Below are 14929 nucleotides of genomic sequence, written 5' to 3'. Positions count from 1 at the left end.
ACATGGGCCCCTGCCTCGACCCCGGACCCGGACCCGGAACCCGGACCCGGAGTTGTCGCTCAGAGGTGGGCAACTCCCCCATCCCCGCCCAGCCGTTATGGATGGGGCCGGTGGTGCGCCACACTGGAACCATGACGGAAGCCGGCAATACCCGGGTCGCGGTGTACCTCGACTTCGACAACATCGTGATCTCTCGCTATGACCAGGTCAACGGCCGCAGCTCGTTTCAGAAGGACAAGGCCAAGGGCCTGGCCAAACAACCCGAGCGGCTGGCGCGGGCCACCGTCGACGTCGGGGCGATCATCGACTTCGCATCGTCGTTCGGCACGCTGGTGCTCACCCGCGCCTACGCCGACTGGTCAGCCGAGGTCAACACCGGCTACCGCGCGCAACTGGTGGGGCGAGCGGTTGACCTGGTCCAGCTGTTCCCGGCAGCGGCCTACGGTAAGAACGGCGCCGACATCCGGTTGGCGGTCGACGCGGTCGAGGACATGTTTCGGCTGCCGGATTTGACCCACGTGGTGATCGTGGCCGGTGACTCCGACTACATTCCGCTGGCACAGCGCTGTAAACGCTTGGGCCGCTATGTGGTTGGCATCGGGGTGGCCGGATCGACGAGCCGCGCACTGGCGGCGGCGTGCGACGACTTCGTCAGCTATGACGCGCTTCCCGGAGTGCCGGTGTACAAGCCCGCCCCCGTCGACACCGCGACCGAGCCCACGCGGCGCACCCGCCAGGCAAAGGAGGAGCCCGAGGAGCCGCCGCAGCCGGATCCGCAAGACACCGCGACCGCCCTACTCATCCGCGCGCTGCAGATCGGCTTGGAGAAGGATGACGTCGAGTGGCTGCACAATTCGTCGGTCAAGGCGCAGATGAAGCGAATGGATCCCTCTTTCAGCGAGAAAGCGCTGGGTTATAAGTCGTTCAGCGACTTCCTGCGGTCCTACTCGGATCTGGTAGAGCTCGACGAGAGTTCGACAACGCGCTTGGTGCGGCTGCGCGGGGAAGCCGGCGAAAACGGGGTGTAGGGTGGAAAAGGTTGGGATCCGAGCCAGTCCGGGATGAGTCAGCGTTCTTGCCGTTGATCTTTTAGAGCAACCCGCTCGCACCGGACACACCGGGGACGACCGTTTGCCGGGATCACCATGGATGCTCTGTTCGCCTGCCCGCCCTTTACCGCTCCGAAGACGGAGCAACGCTATGCGCGTCCGCCGAGTTTCGGCATCGTCAGTACCTATCCGCCCACCCCGTGCGGTCTGGCGACCTTTACCGCCTCACTGTCCGACGCACTGTCCGCCAATGGCGCTGAGGTCAGTGTCGTGCGCATAGCGGACGGCACGCCTTCCAGTAGTTCCCGCGTCGTCGGTGAGCTGGTCAACGGGTCGGCGGCATCGGTGGCGGCCAGCGCCGAATTGCTCAACCAGAACGATGTCGCGATCATCCAGCACGAGTACGGGGTCTATGGCGGCGCCGACGGGGAAGATGTAGTGGATCTGATCGACGGGTTGCACGTCCCGTCCATCGTCGTCGCGCACACGATCCTCAAAAGCCCTACGCCACACCAGCGTTCGGTGTTCGAAGCGATAGCGGCACGGGCGGATCAAGTGGTCGTCATGTCCGAGGTGGCCAGTGAGCGCCTGTGCCTCGACTTCGACATCGATCGCCGTAAAGTCACCACAATCCCGCACGGCGCGACGGTGCCAGGGCGCGTCTCGTTGAAGCGTTCCGGCAGGCCCACCCTGTTGACCTGGGGCCTGCTGGGGCCCGGCAAGGGCATCGAGCGGGTTATCGACGTGATGGGATCGCTGCACGATCTCCCCGGGCGGCCGCGCTACCTGGTGGCCGGGCGGACGCATCCGAAGGTTCTGGCCGCCGACGGCGAGGCCTACCGTGACGCACGTGCCGAACAGGCACGCAGCAGCGGGGTGGCCGGCTCGGTGTCTTTCGACCCCGATTACCGGGGCGTTTCGTCGCTGATGGCACTGGTCCAGTCCTCGGCTGCGGTCGTGCTGCCCTACGACTCCGCCGACCAGGTCACCTCCGGTGTGCTGGTTGACGCCATTGCGTGCGGCCGGCCCGTGGTCGCCACCGCCTTCCCGCACGCCATTGAGCTTCTCGGCACCGGGGCGGGCATCGTCGTGGGCCACGATGACCCCGACGCGCTTGCCGCTGCCCTGCGCCGGGTGCTGACCGATCCTCGGGTGGCCGGCTCGATGGCCGCCGAGGCCCGCCGGCTGGCCCCGTCGATGGCGTGGGCGAGCGTCGCCAATGCCTATCTGAGCGTGGCGCGCCGCCATCTCGCGCAGCGGCCGGCATCGGTATGACCGTCGGCACGCCGGCCCCGATCTTCGACCATCTGCTGCGCATGACGGACCATCGGGGCACCTTCGAGCATGCCTGCCTCGCCGAGCCGAGGCCCGAACACGGCTACTGCACCGACGATATGAGCCGCGTGCTCGTCGTCACCAGCCGACAGCCCCGCGCTGATGGGGACGTGCACCGCCTCGCCAGTGTCGCGGTGCGGTTTCTGAACGAGGCGCAGGCCCTCACCGGGGCTTGCCGCAATCGGATGGACAGCACCGGCGGCTGGGCCGACGAGCCGACCTTCGAGGATTGCTGGGGCAGATGCGTCTGGGGCCTCGGAACGGCCGCTGCCAGGAGCGACGTGGGATGGGTGCGCCAGTCGGCCATCGTGCAGTTCGAGCGCGCCGCCCAGGGACGGTCGACGTGGCCGCGCGCCATGGCGTTCGCCGCATTGGGGGCCGCGGAACTCCTGAAGGTCAACCCCGGACATCGCGCGGCCCGCGAGCTCGTCTCCGACTACGCCGCCACCGTCCCCGAACCGACCGGCAACCCCACTTGGCTATGGCCTGAGGCGCGACTGACCTACGCGAACGCGGTCCTTGCCGAAGCGATGATCGCTGCGGGTGATGCACTCGACACGCCGACACTGTGGCAGCGCGGCCTGGATCTGTTGGAGTGGCTGGTCGGATACGAATCGACGGACGGGCACCTGTCACCCACGCCCGCGGAGGGACGCGGCCCCGACGACCGGCGGCCCGGATTCGACCAGCAGCCGATCGAGGTGGCCACCCTCGCAGATGCGTGCGCACGTGCCGCCGGCGTCGACGCCAGACAGATCTGGCCGGACGGAGTCCGGGCGGCCGCGGCGTGGTTCCAGGGCGCCAACGACGCGCGACAGCTGATGTGGGATCCGCAGACGGGCGCCGGATTCGACGGTCTGCACGCCGACGGAGTGAATCGCAATCAAGGCGCGGAGTCGACCCTGGCTGTGCTGTCGACCCTGCAGCAGGCCCAGCATTTCGCGACTGTGCCGCAATGACTTACGGGTTGGCCACGCGGAGTCCCCAGCGGCTCGCGGCCGATCCGTCGCGCGTGGTCACCCGACTCTTCGTACCCGGCCAGGAGGGTTTCGAGCACCAGGAGTCCCGTGCGGGACAGGTGCTCCGGCGGATTCTGGCGCTGGACGAGGACGAGGCGCGTTCGTCGTTAGACGATGTCGTGGCACGCTTCGACGGCCGTCACCGTGATCTGGTCGGCACCTTCGGCCGACACGCCCGGGAACTCGCCGACCGGTTGGATCCCCAGCGGGAACTCTCCGAGGTACGCATGTTGTTGCTCGGTGCGACGTTCACCAGCGAATACGCCATCGAGGGTGCGGCGTTGTGCAATCCCAGCATCGTGGCGCACCCCGACCAGGCGGGAACGCGCGCGGGCGGGCTGCGATTCATCATGAGCGTACGGGGCATCGGAGAAGGACATCGTTCCTCGATCGGGTTCCGAACCGGCATCGTCGACGCGTCCGGGCGCGCCACCATCGATGACCTGAGCCCCTTCGCCACCGTCGGAGCAGCCAGCGCGACCCTGCTGGACGCAGCCGTCTTTCGCAGTGAGCTCGCTCGACTCGACGACGCCGGCGAGGCAACCGGCTACGTCCTCGACGGGCTCGGCGACCGCTTCACCCGAACGGAGCTCGATCAGCGACTGGCCGAGCTTGAGACCCATCTGAGCACCCGTGGACGCGCCCGAGAGACGATCTCGGCGATCCGCGCCATCGCCGCACGTACCTATGCCGTCAGGTTTCCCGATGCCATACCGCTTTCCGAGCGGGTGCTGTGTCCATCGATGGATGCTGAGCGGGCCGGGATGGAGGACGCTCGATTCGTCCGCTTCACCGACGACGACGGCACCCTCAGGTGGCTTGCCACCTACACCGCCTACAGCGGATCACATATCAGCCAACAGCTTTTGGAGACAACGGATTTCCGCTCGTTTACCTCCACGCCGATAGTCGGACGCGCCGCGGCCAATAAGGGACTGGCATTGTTTCCGCGCCGGATTCGAGGCCGGTTCGCGGCGATGTCGAGAGCGGACCGCGAGTCGAATGCGATCGCCTACTCCGATCACCTGTCGGTGTGGCCTAGCGCGGTTCCCGTTCAACGCCCCGCCCAGGCGTGGGAGGCGTTGCAGCTCGGGAACTGCGGTCCGCCCATCGAGACCGAAGCCGGCTGGCTGGTGCTCACCCACGGGGTGGGCCCGATGCGCACCTATCGCATCGGAGCGATTCTGCTCGATCTCGACGATCCCACCCGGATGGTCGGCCGGCTACGCGAACCGCTGCTGAGCCCCGCCGGCGACGAGCAGGATGGCTATGTGCCCAATGTGATCTACTCCTGCGGCGCCCTGGTGCACGCCGACACCCTGGTGCTGCCGTACGGTATCGGCGACTCCGCCATCGGTATCGCCACCGTGCCGCTGCCCGAACTGCTTGCCGCACTGTGTGACTGACGGCTGGCCGTGGGGTTCGCCTATCCCTCCGCGGCCACCAGGGACCGCAGCTGCACGTCGGGGTTGTCGCGCTGGAAACCCTGCAGGCGCCAAGCGTTGGAGAACAACACCAGGTGCACCCCATCAGTGCGGGTCAAGACTTCCGCCAGCGATTGCTTGTTGACGAAGTCGACGTCGTCGGCGTCCACGATCCGCGCCACCTGATAGGGCAGCGACTCCAGCGTGATCGGGGCCCCCATTTCTCGAGCCATCCGGTGCGCGGCCACCTCGAACTGCATCGGGCCGACCGCGGCGAGTACCGGCGCCTGCTCACCGCGGCGATCGGAGACCAGCACCTGCACGACGCCCTCCTGGTCCAACTGTTCGATGCCGCGGCGGAATTGCTTGTGCTTGCTGGGATCGACGTTGCGCGCCACCGAGAAATGCTCGGGCGAGAAGCTCGGGATCGGCGGGTATTGCACGGGCACATCGCAATACAGCGTGTCGCCGGGGCGCAGGGCCGCAGCGTTGGCCAGCCCGATCACATCACCGGGCCAGGCGGTGTCCAAGGTGGAGCGCTGTTGGCCGAACACCGACTGGGCGTACTTGGTGACAAAGGGCTTGCCGGTCGCGGCGTGAGTGAGCACGTCACCGCGTTCGAAGGTTCCCGAGTACACCCGCGCGAAGGCGATGCGATCGCGATGGGCGGAATCCATTCCCGCCTGCACCTTGAACACGAAGGCGCTGAACGGTGCGTCGGTGGCCCGGCGGGTCCCGTCGACGTCGAGCGCCCCGCTGGGCGCCGGCGCCAACTCGGTGAGCACGTCGAGAAGCTGATTCACGCCGAAGTTCAAGGCCGCCGAGGTGAACAGCACCGGCGTCGCCGTGCAGGCGAGGAACGCCTCGCGGTCGAAGTCGGATCCGTCGGCTGAGAGCAGCTCGCACTCTTCGACCGCGGTGTCCCAGTCATCACCGGCCGCGGCATGCGCATCGGCCGCGGCGATGTGCTCCTCGGGTGCCGCGGTAGCACCACCGGCGGTACGGGTGAACCGGATGAAGTTGCCGGACCGGCGATCGAGCACCCCGTCGAATTCTCCGGCGATGCCGACCGGCCAGGTCAGCGGGGTGGGACGCAGTCCGATGCGGGTCGCGATCTCGTCCATCAGTTCCAGGGCGTGCCGTCCGGGCCGGTCCCACTTGTTGATCACCGTGATGATCGGGATCCGGCGATGGCGGCATACCTGGAACAGCTTGAGGGTCTGCGGCTCAAGGCCTTTCGCGGCGTCGATGAGCATGACCGCGGAGTCGACGGCGGTCAGCACCCGGTAGGTGTCTTCGGAGAAGTCGGCGTGGCCAGGGGTGTCGAGCAGGTTGATGACGCAGTCCTGGCCCTTGGGGGTGCGGTAGGGGAACTGCAGGGCAGTCGACGTGATGGAGATGCCGCGGGCTTTCTCCATCTCCATCCAGTCCGACACCGTGGCACGACGACCGGATTTGCCGTGCACCGCACCGGCCTCGGTGATGGCCTTGGCATGCAGCACCAGGGCTTCGGTCAAGGTGGATTTGCCGGCATCGGGGTGGCTGATGACGGCAAAGGTTCGCCGGCGGCCCGCTTCAGACGAGATCCGGCCGGTTTGCGGCGCGGCGGCGACCGTCGGTGAATCCAGGGCGTTGTCGGTCATTGCGTCGCTGAGTGTATTGGCGATCTTGAGCAAATCGGTAATCGAGCGCCCGGCCCGATACCCTTCCACGCGTGACCGCGATCGACCCCGAAAGGCTCGCCGCCTGCCTACAGGTGCTCGCCGAGATCGACGCGCTGCCGCCCGAGCACCCCGACGCCGTCGCGGTGCGCCGAGCCACCGCGCGCATGTTCAAGCAACTCAAGAAGGCCCGCCGGACTGCCAAACGCGACGCCGTTGCCGCCGCTGACCAGGCCGTCATCGCCGCCACGGCCACCGGGGCACCGGGCCGCATCGACGACGAGACGCAGGGTATTCCGCTGGTGTCGGCCGCGGTCGGGGCGTCGGCGGGCACGCTGCTGCGCTCGCGGGCCTGCTACATCTGCAAGACCCACTACACGCAGGTAGACGCGTTCTATCACCAACTCTGCCCGGACTGCGCCGCCATGAGCCGGGCCAAACGGGATGCCCGCACCGACCTGACCGGCCGGCGCGCCCTGCTCACCGGCGGGCGCGCCAAGATCGGCATGTATATCGCGTTGCGGCTGCTGCGCGACGGTGCGCACACCACCATCACCACCCGTTTCCCCAACGACGCGGTGCGCCGCTTCGCCGCGATGCCCGACAGCGCTGACTGGCTGCACCGACTGCAGGTGGTGGGTATCGACCTGCGCGACCCGGCCCAGGTCGTCGCACTGGCGGACACGGTGGCCGGCCAGGGCCCGTTGGACATCCTGATCAACAACGCGGCGCAGACGGTGCGCCGTGCCCCCGGGTCCTATGCCGCCCTCATCGAGGCCGAACGCACCTCCTCCAACGAGCTGGTTGACGTCATCACGTTCGACCATGTCAGCGACGCCCACCCGGCGGCCCTGGCCGGCAGCCTCGCCGAGCATCAGGCGCCGCACGCGCTGACTGAGCTGGCCTTGACTGCCCGCAGCGCCTCCCCGGCGCGAATTGCCGCCGGCACCGCGATCGACGCGGGCGGGCTGTTGCCCGACACCGCCCCGGTGAACAGCTGGACGCAGCGGGTGCACGAGGTCGACGCCCTGGAGCTGCTCGAAGTGCAGCTGTGCAATCAAACGGCACCGTTCATCCTGGTGAGCCGGCTTCGCCCGGCCATGGCGGCATCGAAGGCCCGCCGTAAGTACGTGGTGAATGTCTCGGCGATGGAGGGTCAGTTCAGCCGCCGCTACAAGGGTCCGGGCCATCCGCACACCAATATGGCCAAGGCCGCGCTGAACATGTTGACCCGCACCAGTGCCGCCGAAATGCTGGAGAACGATCGCATCCTGATGACGGCGGTGGACACCGGCTGGATCACCGATGAGCGCCCGCATCCCACCAAGCTGCGTCTGGCTGAGGAGGGATTCCACGCCCCGCTGGATCTGGTCGACGGCGCCGCCCGGGTCTATGACCCGATCGTGCGCGGGGAAGCCGGCGAGGATCTGTACGGGTGCTTCCTCAAGGATTACGCGCCGAGCAACTGGTAGCCGGTCAGTAGAGCGGCCCGCCGCCGAACAGGGCGCGGTGCGAATCGGGCTGGTTGCCCTCGATGTCGGTGACACGAAAGTCCAGCGCGGCCTCGGCGGTGATCAGGGTGTGTCCGCTGCGAGCCGCGATGTCCGGGTCGTCGGCCAGGGCGGCGATGACACGGCCGATGAACTCCGGGGTTTCGGCGTTGGCCAGCGGGTAGCCCTGGAAGTTGTCCAGTCCGCGGTCCATGAAGCCCTGCATGACTTCGTTTTTGACCAGGCCCGGCCACAGCGAGACCGCGCTCACCCCGGTTCCGGTCAGTTCGACGGCCATGTCGGCGGCCATCTTGTCCAGTCCGGCCTTGGACATGCCGTAGAGCACCGAGTGCAGGTGCCCGCGGGCGCCGAAGGAGGAGATGTTGGCGATCAGGCCTGCGCCGCGCGCCACCATCAGTTGCGCGGCGTGCACCGAGGCGACGTAGTGGGCGCGCAGGCCCACCCCGATCAGGGTGTCCCAGTCCGAGAGCGGGCGCTGCCAGAACTTCTCGGTGAACCCGGCGAAGCCCTTCGGCGCGGCCCACACGTTGTTGACCAGCAGGTCCAGCCGGCCGTCGTAATCGTCGGCGATGCGAGCGAACAGCGCGGCGATCTGCGCGTCGTCGCGGTGGTCACACTGCACGGCGATGCCGCGGCCACCGCGCTCGGTGACCAGCCGAGCCGTCTGGTCCAGCGGCCCGTCCGTGTCGACCTCGCCGCGCGCGGTGACATACACCGTCCAGCCGTGTGAGCCGAGCGCCAACGCGACGCCTTTGCCGACGCTGCGGCTGGCCCCGGTGACCAGGGCGATCCGTGAGCTCATCGTCAGATCTCCACCATCGTGTCGTCACCGAGCGGTCGGGTGATCGCCCAGAGTTGGCGGAAGTGGCTGCGGGCCATCTTCCAGGCGCCGCCCTCGATCACGTAGCCGTCGTCGTACTCGCCGGTGAGCAGCCGTTCGGTGCGCTCGAGCATGTTGAGCTGCCGGAATTTCAGCGTCCAGCGTCCAGTGGCCGTGCCGGGACCGGTGATGGTGATGTCGGGGTGCATGCCGTGGTGCATGTCCAGGATCACCGGTTTGCCGTCCACGGTGTGCAGCGCGATCCGGGTGAAGACCTCGGCGATCTGATCGGCGTCGTCGAAGCCGCCCAGAGGTCCGTAATGAATGTCGGCGCCGCGGGCAATGAAGCAGGACCGGAACGTTTCGGGGTCTTTGGCGTCACACGCTCGGAAGTAGCGATGCTTGAGGGCTTTGATCGCCTCGATCTGTTCGAGCGCGGTCAGCCGCTCCTCGGGAGTCATCGCTCGACGATAGTTGTCGGTAGCGCGTGCCACGGTGGGGGCATGCGATACCTGCTGGTACTCACCGCCCTAGCCGCAATCAGCCTGGGAAGCGGCGTTGCCGCGATCGCCGGGGCGGATGCTCCGCCGCCCTGCGCGGCGGTCAACACCTGCCGCTACATGCCCAACCCGTACTACGACGGGCCGCTGCTGCCGACGTGGAACGTGCCGGGCACCTACGGCGGCTGGACCACCCTGCCGGTGATGTGCGACCCGGTGACCTACAGCTGCCGGCAGGTCGTGCCGGGGGCCGGGTAGGGATTGAGTCGCCACATTCGGAGATGGCTGCTGCAGTCCCGGCCGGCGAGCTGCGTAACCACGCTGCGGAGACGTTGCGCCTGCTGGGATCGGGGTGCTCAGGGGCAGCCGCCCGGTGGCGCCGAGGGGCTCGGCGTCTAGTTACTGATACTGCCGCTGTGGGGACGTGTCAGCAGATTTGGCCGGCGAAGAAGGCCGCCGACACCAGGCCAACACACAACGCCACGGTGGCGTGACCCATCATGCCGGCGCTGACAGTCGCGGTGGCTGCCGTGACGCCCAAGCCGGTCAAAAAAGTGGTCATTACCTGCCTCCTGTGGCGTACATCACATCAAGGTTTCTAACGTGGTCTACACCACATCATACCTCTAAGGAAAATGCCAGCCCCGTCCCATCTACCGGAAAGTCGGGGGAATTCAGCAGAGCGCTGCCGGCCGCAGGTCAGGACGTGGCGGGGCTGCAGGACTGCACGCCCACCGGCGCGTATGTGCTGGTCAAAAGGGGTCAGCCACCCGAGTCGGATGACCGCTTCCGCCTACAACTCGGTGACGCTCCCGCCCTCGACTAGCCAGGAGCGGTCCAACCGGACGTTCTGCAACATCCGGCGGTCGTGGGTCACCAGCAGCAGCGCACCGTCGTAGGTTTCCAGCGCCTGCTCAAGCTGTTCGATGGCAGGCAGATCCAGATGGTTGGTCGGTTCGTCGAGGACCAACACATTCGTGCCGCAGGCCTGCAGCAACGCCATGCCGGCGCGAGTGCGCTCCCCAGGCGAAAGGTCGTCGGCCGCGCGCTCCACATGGTCGGCAGTCAGCCCGAACTTCGCCAGCAGCGTTCGCACGTCGGCGGTCGACCAGTCCGGCACCCGCTGCTCGAAGCGATCGACCAGACGGACGGGGCCGGTGAAGTCGGCGCGCGCCTGGTCGATTTCACCGATAGCGACGTTGGCGCCCAGACTGGCGCGGCCCGCATCGGGCTGCTGACGGCCGAGCAGCAGGCGCAGCAACGTCGACTTTCCGGCCCCGTTGGGGCCCACGATGCCGATCCGCTCGCCGGCATCCACCTGCAGCGACACGGGGCCGAGAACGAAATCACCGTGCCGCACCACGGCATTGTCGAGTGTCGCAACCACCGAACTCGACCGAGGTGCGGCCCCGATGCTGAATTGCAGGGTCCATTCCTTGCGGGGTTCGACGACCTCCTCCAGGCGGGCGATCCGGCTCTCCATCTGACGCACCTTCTGCGCCTGTTTTTCACTGGAATCCGTAGCGGCGCGGCGCCGATTCTTGTCGTTGTCCGGCGCCTTGCGCATCGCGTTGCGGACACCCTGGCTCGACCATTCCCGCTGCGTGCGGGCGCGAGCGACCAGGTCGGCCTTCTTCTCGGCGAATTCCTCGTACTGCTCACGCCGGTGCCGGCGGTTGATCTCACGTTCCTCGAGATAGCTGTCGTATCCGCCGCCGAAGACGGTTGTGGTGTTCTGAGCCAGATCCAATTCCAGGACACGAGTGACGCTGCGGGCCAAGAACTCCCGGTCGTGGCTGACCAGCACCACCCCGCCGCGAAGATCACGGACGAACTGCTCCAGCCGGGCCAGCCCGTCCAGGTCGAGATCGTTGGTCGGCTCATCGAGCAGGACGATGTCGAACCGCGACAGCATCAGCGCAGCCAGGCCTACCCGGGCGGCCTGCCCACCCGACAACCCGGTCATCAGCGTCGACTCGGGCCGTACCGCCTCGGAGTCCAGTCCGAGGTCGGCGAGCACCGCGGGCACGCGTTCGTCGAGGTCGGCCGCGCCGGTGACCAGCCAATGGTCCAGCGCCTCCGAGTAGGTCTCAGCTGGATCAGTACCAGCGGGAGCCTGATCCGGATCGGCCAAGGCGTTGGCCGCGGCGTCCATGGCCTGCGCGGCCTGTGCGCAGCCGGTCCGGCGAGCGATGTAGGCGCCGACGGTCTCGCCGGCCACCCGCTCGTGCTCCTGCGGCAGCCAACCGACGAACGCATCGGCCGGGGCGATGTTGACCGAGCCGTCGAGCGGCTCCAGGTCGCCGGCGAGGATCCGCAACAGGGTGCTCTTGCCGGCGCCGTTGACACCGACAACACCGACGACGTCGCCGGGTGCAACGGTGAGGTCAACGCCCTCGAACAGCGTGCGGTGCGCGAAGCCGCCGGCGACATCCTTTGCGACGAGTGTTGCGGTCATCGGTACATGGTCGCAGGGGGTTGGACGGGGGCATGGCGGTGCCAGGACCGGCACCGGCTTCGTGTCGTCAGCCCCAGCGGTCGGCGACTCCTCGTGACGAGGGGTCGACGTGGCCGTAGCTGACGAGCCGGATGTCGAGCCCCGCATACTCCACGATCGACAGCGCACGCTCGATCGCATCATCGATCCACTCGGCGGCGTTGCCAAATGCACCGCCACCGACTCGGGTCAGCAGCACGACGTTAGATCCGCCGAAGCCCGCCTGTTCGGCACCGGCGAGCAACGTCGCCTCGTAGGCGGCCTCTAACACCAGGCGGGCGAACAACTCCCAGTCGGGTGCCGGCAGGCGCGTGTATGCAACCGGCAGAGCCGAACAGAACGCCTGCGACACGGCCTGGCCCGGCCCGGCAACCACATCGGTGACCTGAACGTTGCGGTGCAACCCGATTGCCAACTGTCCGCGCAGCCTGTCCCGCAGTTCGTCGGAGGCGCCGGCCAGCAAATCGGTGATCGCCCTCAGTCCGTCGGCGCTACACAATGCGTAGCCGTTCTGCATGTTCCACAGGTCACGTACGGGCCGGCGCAACTCCGCCGAGAACGCCTGGCCCAAGAGGGCCAAGGTATCGAGTTGACGATCGCTGTTTTGCCCGGTCTGATCGCCTACCTGCACCAGGTAGTTGCGGTAGATGGTGGCTGCCCCCGCGGCTATCGCGCAGGCTGGCCCCTGGGTCGGGTCGTAGGCATAACCGGTCACGCCCTTTTCGGGCGTCACGTGTTCGTTGACCATCTCCAGGACGTTGAACTGTGAGGCGACCTGAAACAAGGCTCCGGCTAAATCGGGTTCAGCATGGAGCGCCCGGGAATCACCGACCACAGAGCTGACCGTGCTGCGATCCCGGCCGATGGGATTCACCCGCGACCGCAGCTCAGCCAGTGTCGGCAGGGTCAATTCACCGATGCCGTAGCGCTTTCCGGTGACTGTCGAGATCAGCTCATCGCCGTCCAACGCCAGGCGGCGCCGGGTGGACTCATAGCCGTCCTCCCGAAATCCCATCAGGTCGAAGAACCAGTCACGGGAAGTCATCCTCACGCCTCCTGCCGTACGGCGCGTCGCCGAAGGGCGTCGCCTTGTTGGTGTTGGGGACCCGGTGGCCGGCTTCCTACTCCTACACCGCAGTTTCTGCCTCGACCCGGTGCAACTCCCTACGGGTCGGTACCGAAACCGTTGCCCGAGTCGGCCGAAGCGGCAGCGCTGGCAAATTCCTAGCGGGGAAGCGCAACCTCCGATCGTGCGTCGAACTAAGTCTGGGCGGCAGGGAACACCACCACAGAGCCGTCGCTGCTCCGCGCGATCTCGATTGCGACATCGGCTCTGCTATCGGGCTTCAGCCGTTCGCCGAGCTCCCTCAGCCGGTAGGTCGTCCGCAACATCTTATCGACCTCACCGGCACTGAACGCGAAATCGCGAAGCCCCTTGGACCGGTCGACTTCGATGGTCGACAGCCTTCGCAACACATCGTTGATACCCGATTCCAACTGGTTAAGCCGCTCGCTACCTGCATTCAAAACCTTTGTGAAGCTCTCAAAAGAATTACCCGGATTAAGTTGCGCATGCTGCGTCGCCTGCAGCACTTCGATCCGTCGTTTCAACTTGATCGCCAGCGCGGCAAGTCGCAGGTGGCTGTGGAACTCGTTCTGGGCATCGTCGAAATTGCCGAATCGTCGCTCGAGATTTCCGAGCTCGACCCGCCTGCCCTGGAACCCGTCCAGAGCCTGCTGCCACTCAGCCAACCGCCCCTCAGTTCGCGCAACTGCCTTGTCGACGGTATGCACCGCTGGCCCCAAGCCGAGAGTCTCACCAATCTGCCCCTCGTCCAGTAGTACCGCAGCAGCTCTGTCGATGGCGCTGCGACAGCCGTTCAAGTCAAACCACTCAGCTTTGAGATTGTCCTGCTGGATCTTCTCGAGCAGATCCAGCACCTCGCGTCGCTGCCCGGTGTAGGTGCTGATGCCGGCCGCAACCGCCATCGTGATCAGTTGCGCGGCAGCCGTCGAAATGTTCGGCGGGACGCCTACGGCGGTGGCCGCGAACTTAATGACTTCAACTGCACCGGCTGAAGACTCAGACTCATCGCCTACGTCCGGTACGGACGCCGGCTCTGCGAAGCCAGCACCAAACTGGTCGACAACCCTCGCAGGAATGACCATTCGGAACAGGGCCTTCTGGGCAGATTCGATTCCGGCGGAAACCCCGGCTTGCACTGTGCGGTCGATGAGCTCTGTCAACTGCTGGGCAAGCGGACTCGCACTGCCGAGCGGCGTTCCACGGCTGTAGTCCAACGATGTCGGCAATGGGCGGACCTCAAGCGTCGCGATCGGCGCGTCGACAAAGGCGGCCAGCGCGGACCTCAGTTCCTCCAGCCGTTGGGGGGTCATCCTGCCATCGACGTTAACTGGAGGCATCGCTACGTCATCGGTGGCCAGAATCCACGCCGGCACGGCCTGCTCGTCTTTCTCCGCCACCGCGGGACCCGCCCTTCAATCATCATTGTTCACGGCCATTACAGTCCGACGTCGAAGCTAACACCAAACACTTTTTCGGATACGCCATCCACCGCCCATGGATCGGTGAGGACCCACTCGGTGACGATTTCAACCGTCGGCCCTTGCGGCCGGGCTCCACTGACGACGCCGTTTTGGCAGCAGCCTCGTATATCTGGAACCGGCACCCGAACGGGTCGTGCGGAACCACCAGAATTTCACCCGGAGTTCGACATAGTTGCGGCGCTCCCTCGACCATGGCGTAGGCGGTGCTCGCCAGCAACCCATCGTCCATGTCACTGCAACAGTGCAGCCACACGGCCGCCCGGCGCCACCAGGTCTTCCGCCCGGTCAGTTTCCGCGCGCGATTCGAGATGGCCGAGTCCAGCGTTGATCGCTGCGGGCCGCGGGGCCCAGAGTTGAGCCACAGAGCGGAAACTGCAGTCAGGGGTCACGTGGCTGTCAGACATTTAGCTCCTCTCGAGCATTTCGCCCGGTGGCGCGGCAGCCAGATCCGGATCTGCCAGGGCCGCGTGGCAATGTCAACTTGAACTGGCCCCGGTGTGACGGTTGGATTTGGCCCCATCCGGTGAGGTTCGGTTGAGGTGGTT

At 66.7% G+C, this 14929-nt stretch carries 13 protein-coding genes; 6 read left to right on the top strand and 7 right to left on the bottom strand.

The annotated features are described in order from the left end of the window. Window positions 1-131 precede the first annotated feature (131 nt). The 4 genes from AWC02_RS06080 (at window position 132) to AWC02_RS06065 (ending at window position 4809) form a co-directional block, all read left to right on the top strand. The gene (locus AWC02_RS06080) at window positions 132-1028 is read left to right on the top strand and encodes an NYN domain-containing protein (RefSeq protein WP_085127888.1); all 897 of its coding nucleotides are present in this window, start codon (window positions 132-134) and stop codon (window positions 1026-1028) included. A gap of 117 nt (window positions 1029-1145) precedes the next feature. After that, the gene (locus AWC02_RS06075) at window positions 1146-2324 is read left to right on the top strand and encodes a glycosyltransferase (RefSeq protein ID WP_085127886.1); all 1179 of its coding nucleotides are present in this window, start codon (window positions 1146-1148) and stop codon (window positions 2322-2324) included. Continuing rightward, on the top strand, window positions 2321-3343 hold the full coding sequence (locus tag AWC02_RS06070) for a glycosyltransferase (protein WP_085127885.1): 1023 nt from the start codon (window positions 2321-2323) through the stop codon (window positions 3341-3343). Before AWC02_RS06075 ends, AWC02_RS06070 begins: the two co-directional genes overlap by 4 nt. Then, window positions 3340-4809: a glycoside hydrolase family 130 protein gene (locus AWC02_RS06065; protein ID WP_085127884.1), complete on the top strand. Its 1470-nt coding sequence runs from the start codon at window positions 3340-3342 to the stop codon at window positions 4807-4809. Before AWC02_RS06070 ends, AWC02_RS06065 begins: the two co-directional genes overlap by 4 nt. A gap of 20 nt (window positions 4810-4829) precedes the next feature. Here the strand turns inward: AWC02_RS06065 and AWC02_RS06060 are convergent, their stop codons facing one another. Then, window positions 4830-6470, bottom strand: a complete 1641-nt coding sequence (locus AWC02_RS06060) for a peptide chain release factor 3 (RefSeq protein WP_085127887.1) — start codon at window positions 6468-6470, stop codon at window positions 4830-4832. A gap of 71 nt (window positions 6471-6541) precedes the next feature. Between AWC02_RS06060 and AWC02_RS06055 the strand changes: the two genes are divergently transcribed. Further along, window positions 6542-7960 carry an SDR family oxidoreductase gene (locus AWC02_RS06055; RefSeq protein WP_085127883.1) on the top strand — a complete coding sequence of 473 codons (1419 nt, stop codon included), beginning with the start codon at window positions 6542-6544 and terminating at the stop codon, window positions 7958-7960. Window positions 7961-7964: 4 nt separating this feature from the next. Here the strand turns inward: AWC02_RS06055 and AWC02_RS06050 are convergent, their stop codons facing one another. Both AWC02_RS06050 and AWC02_RS06045 read right to left on the bottom strand, forming a co-directional pair. Next, on the bottom strand, window positions 7965-8801 hold the full coding sequence (locus AWC02_RS06050; protein WP_085127882.1) for an SDR family NAD(P)-dependent oxidoreductase: 837 nt from the start codon (window positions 8799-8801) through the stop codon (window positions 7965-7967). Between the two features lie 2 nt (window positions 8802-8803). After that, entirely contained in the window at window positions 8804-9280 is a 477-nt protein-coding gene (locus AWC02_RS06045) for a nuclear transport factor 2 family protein (RefSeq protein WP_085127881.1), read from the bottom strand. A 42-nt stretch (window positions 9281-9322) separates the two neighbouring features. On the opposite strand from AWC02_RS06045, the gene AWC02_RS06040 reads away from it, so the two are divergent. Continuing rightward, window positions 9323-9577, top strand: coding sequence for a hypothetical protein (locus AWC02_RS06040; protein ID WP_085127880.1), 255 nt, complete (start codon window positions 9323-9325; stop codon window positions 9575-9577). Window positions 9578-9746: 169 nt separating this feature from the next. Here AWC02_RS06040 and AWC02_RS22840 read toward each other — a convergent pair whose 3' ends face one another. From AWC02_RS22840 to AWC02_RS06025, 4 genes are all read right to left on the bottom strand, one after another. Then, window positions 9747-9881, bottom strand: coding sequence for a hypothetical protein (locus tag AWC02_RS22840; protein ID WP_264079961.1), 135 nt, complete (start codon window positions 9879-9881; stop codon window positions 9747-9749). 231 nt (window positions 9882-10112) lie between these two features. Continuing rightward, on the bottom strand, window positions 10113-11777 hold the full coding sequence (locus AWC02_RS06035) for an ABC-F family ATP-binding cassette domain-containing protein (RefSeq protein WP_085127879.1): 1665 nt from the start codon (window positions 11775-11777) through the stop codon (window positions 10113-10115). Between the two features lie 67 nt (window positions 11778-11844). After that, window positions 11845-12861 carry a hypothetical protein gene (locus AWC02_RS06030; RefSeq protein WP_085127878.1) on the bottom strand — a complete coding sequence of 339 codons (1017 nt, stop codon included), beginning with the start codon at window positions 12859-12861 and terminating at the stop codon, window positions 11845-11847. 215 nt (window positions 12862-13076) lie between these two features. Then, window positions 13077-14300, bottom strand: coding sequence for a hypothetical protein (locus tag AWC02_RS06025; protein ID WP_085127877.1), 1224 nt, complete (start codon window positions 14298-14300; stop codon window positions 13077-13079). Window positions 14301-14929 lie beyond the last annotated feature (629 nt).

The sequence above is a fragment of the Mycolicibacter engbaekii genome, from assembly GCF_002101585.1.
Lineage (GTDB): Bacteria > Actinomycetota > Actinomycetes > Mycobacteriales > Mycobacteriaceae > Mycobacterium > Mycobacterium engbaekii.
This window is presented reverse-complemented; position numbering and strand designations above follow the sequence as displayed.

Bases quoted from the DNA above. Each gene is read 5' to 3' on its own strand.
- AWC02_RS06075 (WP_085127886.1), top strand. From the start codon at position 1,146: ATGGATGCTCTGTTCGCCTGCCCGCCCTTTACCGCTCCGAAGACGGAG.
- AWC02_RS06060 (WP_085127887.1), bottom strand. From the start codon at position 6,470: ATGACCGACAACGCCCTGGATTCACCGACGGTCGCCGCCGCGCCGCAA.
- AWC02_RS06040 (WP_085127880.1), top strand. From the start codon at position 9,323: ATGCGATACCTGCTGGTACTCACCGCCCTAGCCGCAATCAGCCTGGGA.
- AWC02_RS06065 (WP_085127884.1), top strand. From the start codon at position 3,340: ATGACTTACGGGTTGGCCACGCGGAGTCCCCAGCGGCTCGCGGCCGAT.
- AWC02_RS06030 (WP_085127878.1), bottom strand. From the start codon at position 12,861: ATGACTTCCCGTGACTGGTTCTTCGACCTGATGGGATTTCGGGAGGAC.
- AWC02_RS06070 (WP_085127885.1), top strand. From the start codon at position 2,321: ATGACCGTCGGCACGCCGGCCCCGATCTTCGACCATCTGCTGCGCATG.
- AWC02_RS06080 (WP_085127888.1), top strand. From the start codon at position 132: ATGACGGAAGCCGGCAATACCCGGGTCGCGGTGTACCTCGACTTCGAC.
- AWC02_RS06050 (WP_085127882.1), bottom strand. From the start codon at position 8,801: ATGAGCTCACGGATCGCCCTGGTCACCGGGGCCAGCCGCAGCGTCGGC.
- AWC02_RS06035 (WP_085127879.1), bottom strand. From the start codon at position 11,777: ATGACCGCAACACTCGTCGCAAAGGATGTCGCCGGCGGCTTCGCGCAC.
- AWC02_RS06045 (WP_085127881.1), bottom strand. From the start codon at position 9,280: ATGACTCCCGAGGAGCGGCTGACCGCGCTCGAACAGATCGAGGCGATC.
- AWC02_RS22840 (WP_264079961.1), bottom strand. From the start codon at position 9,881: ATGACCACTTTTTTGACCGGCTTGGGCGTCACGGCAGCCACCGCGACT.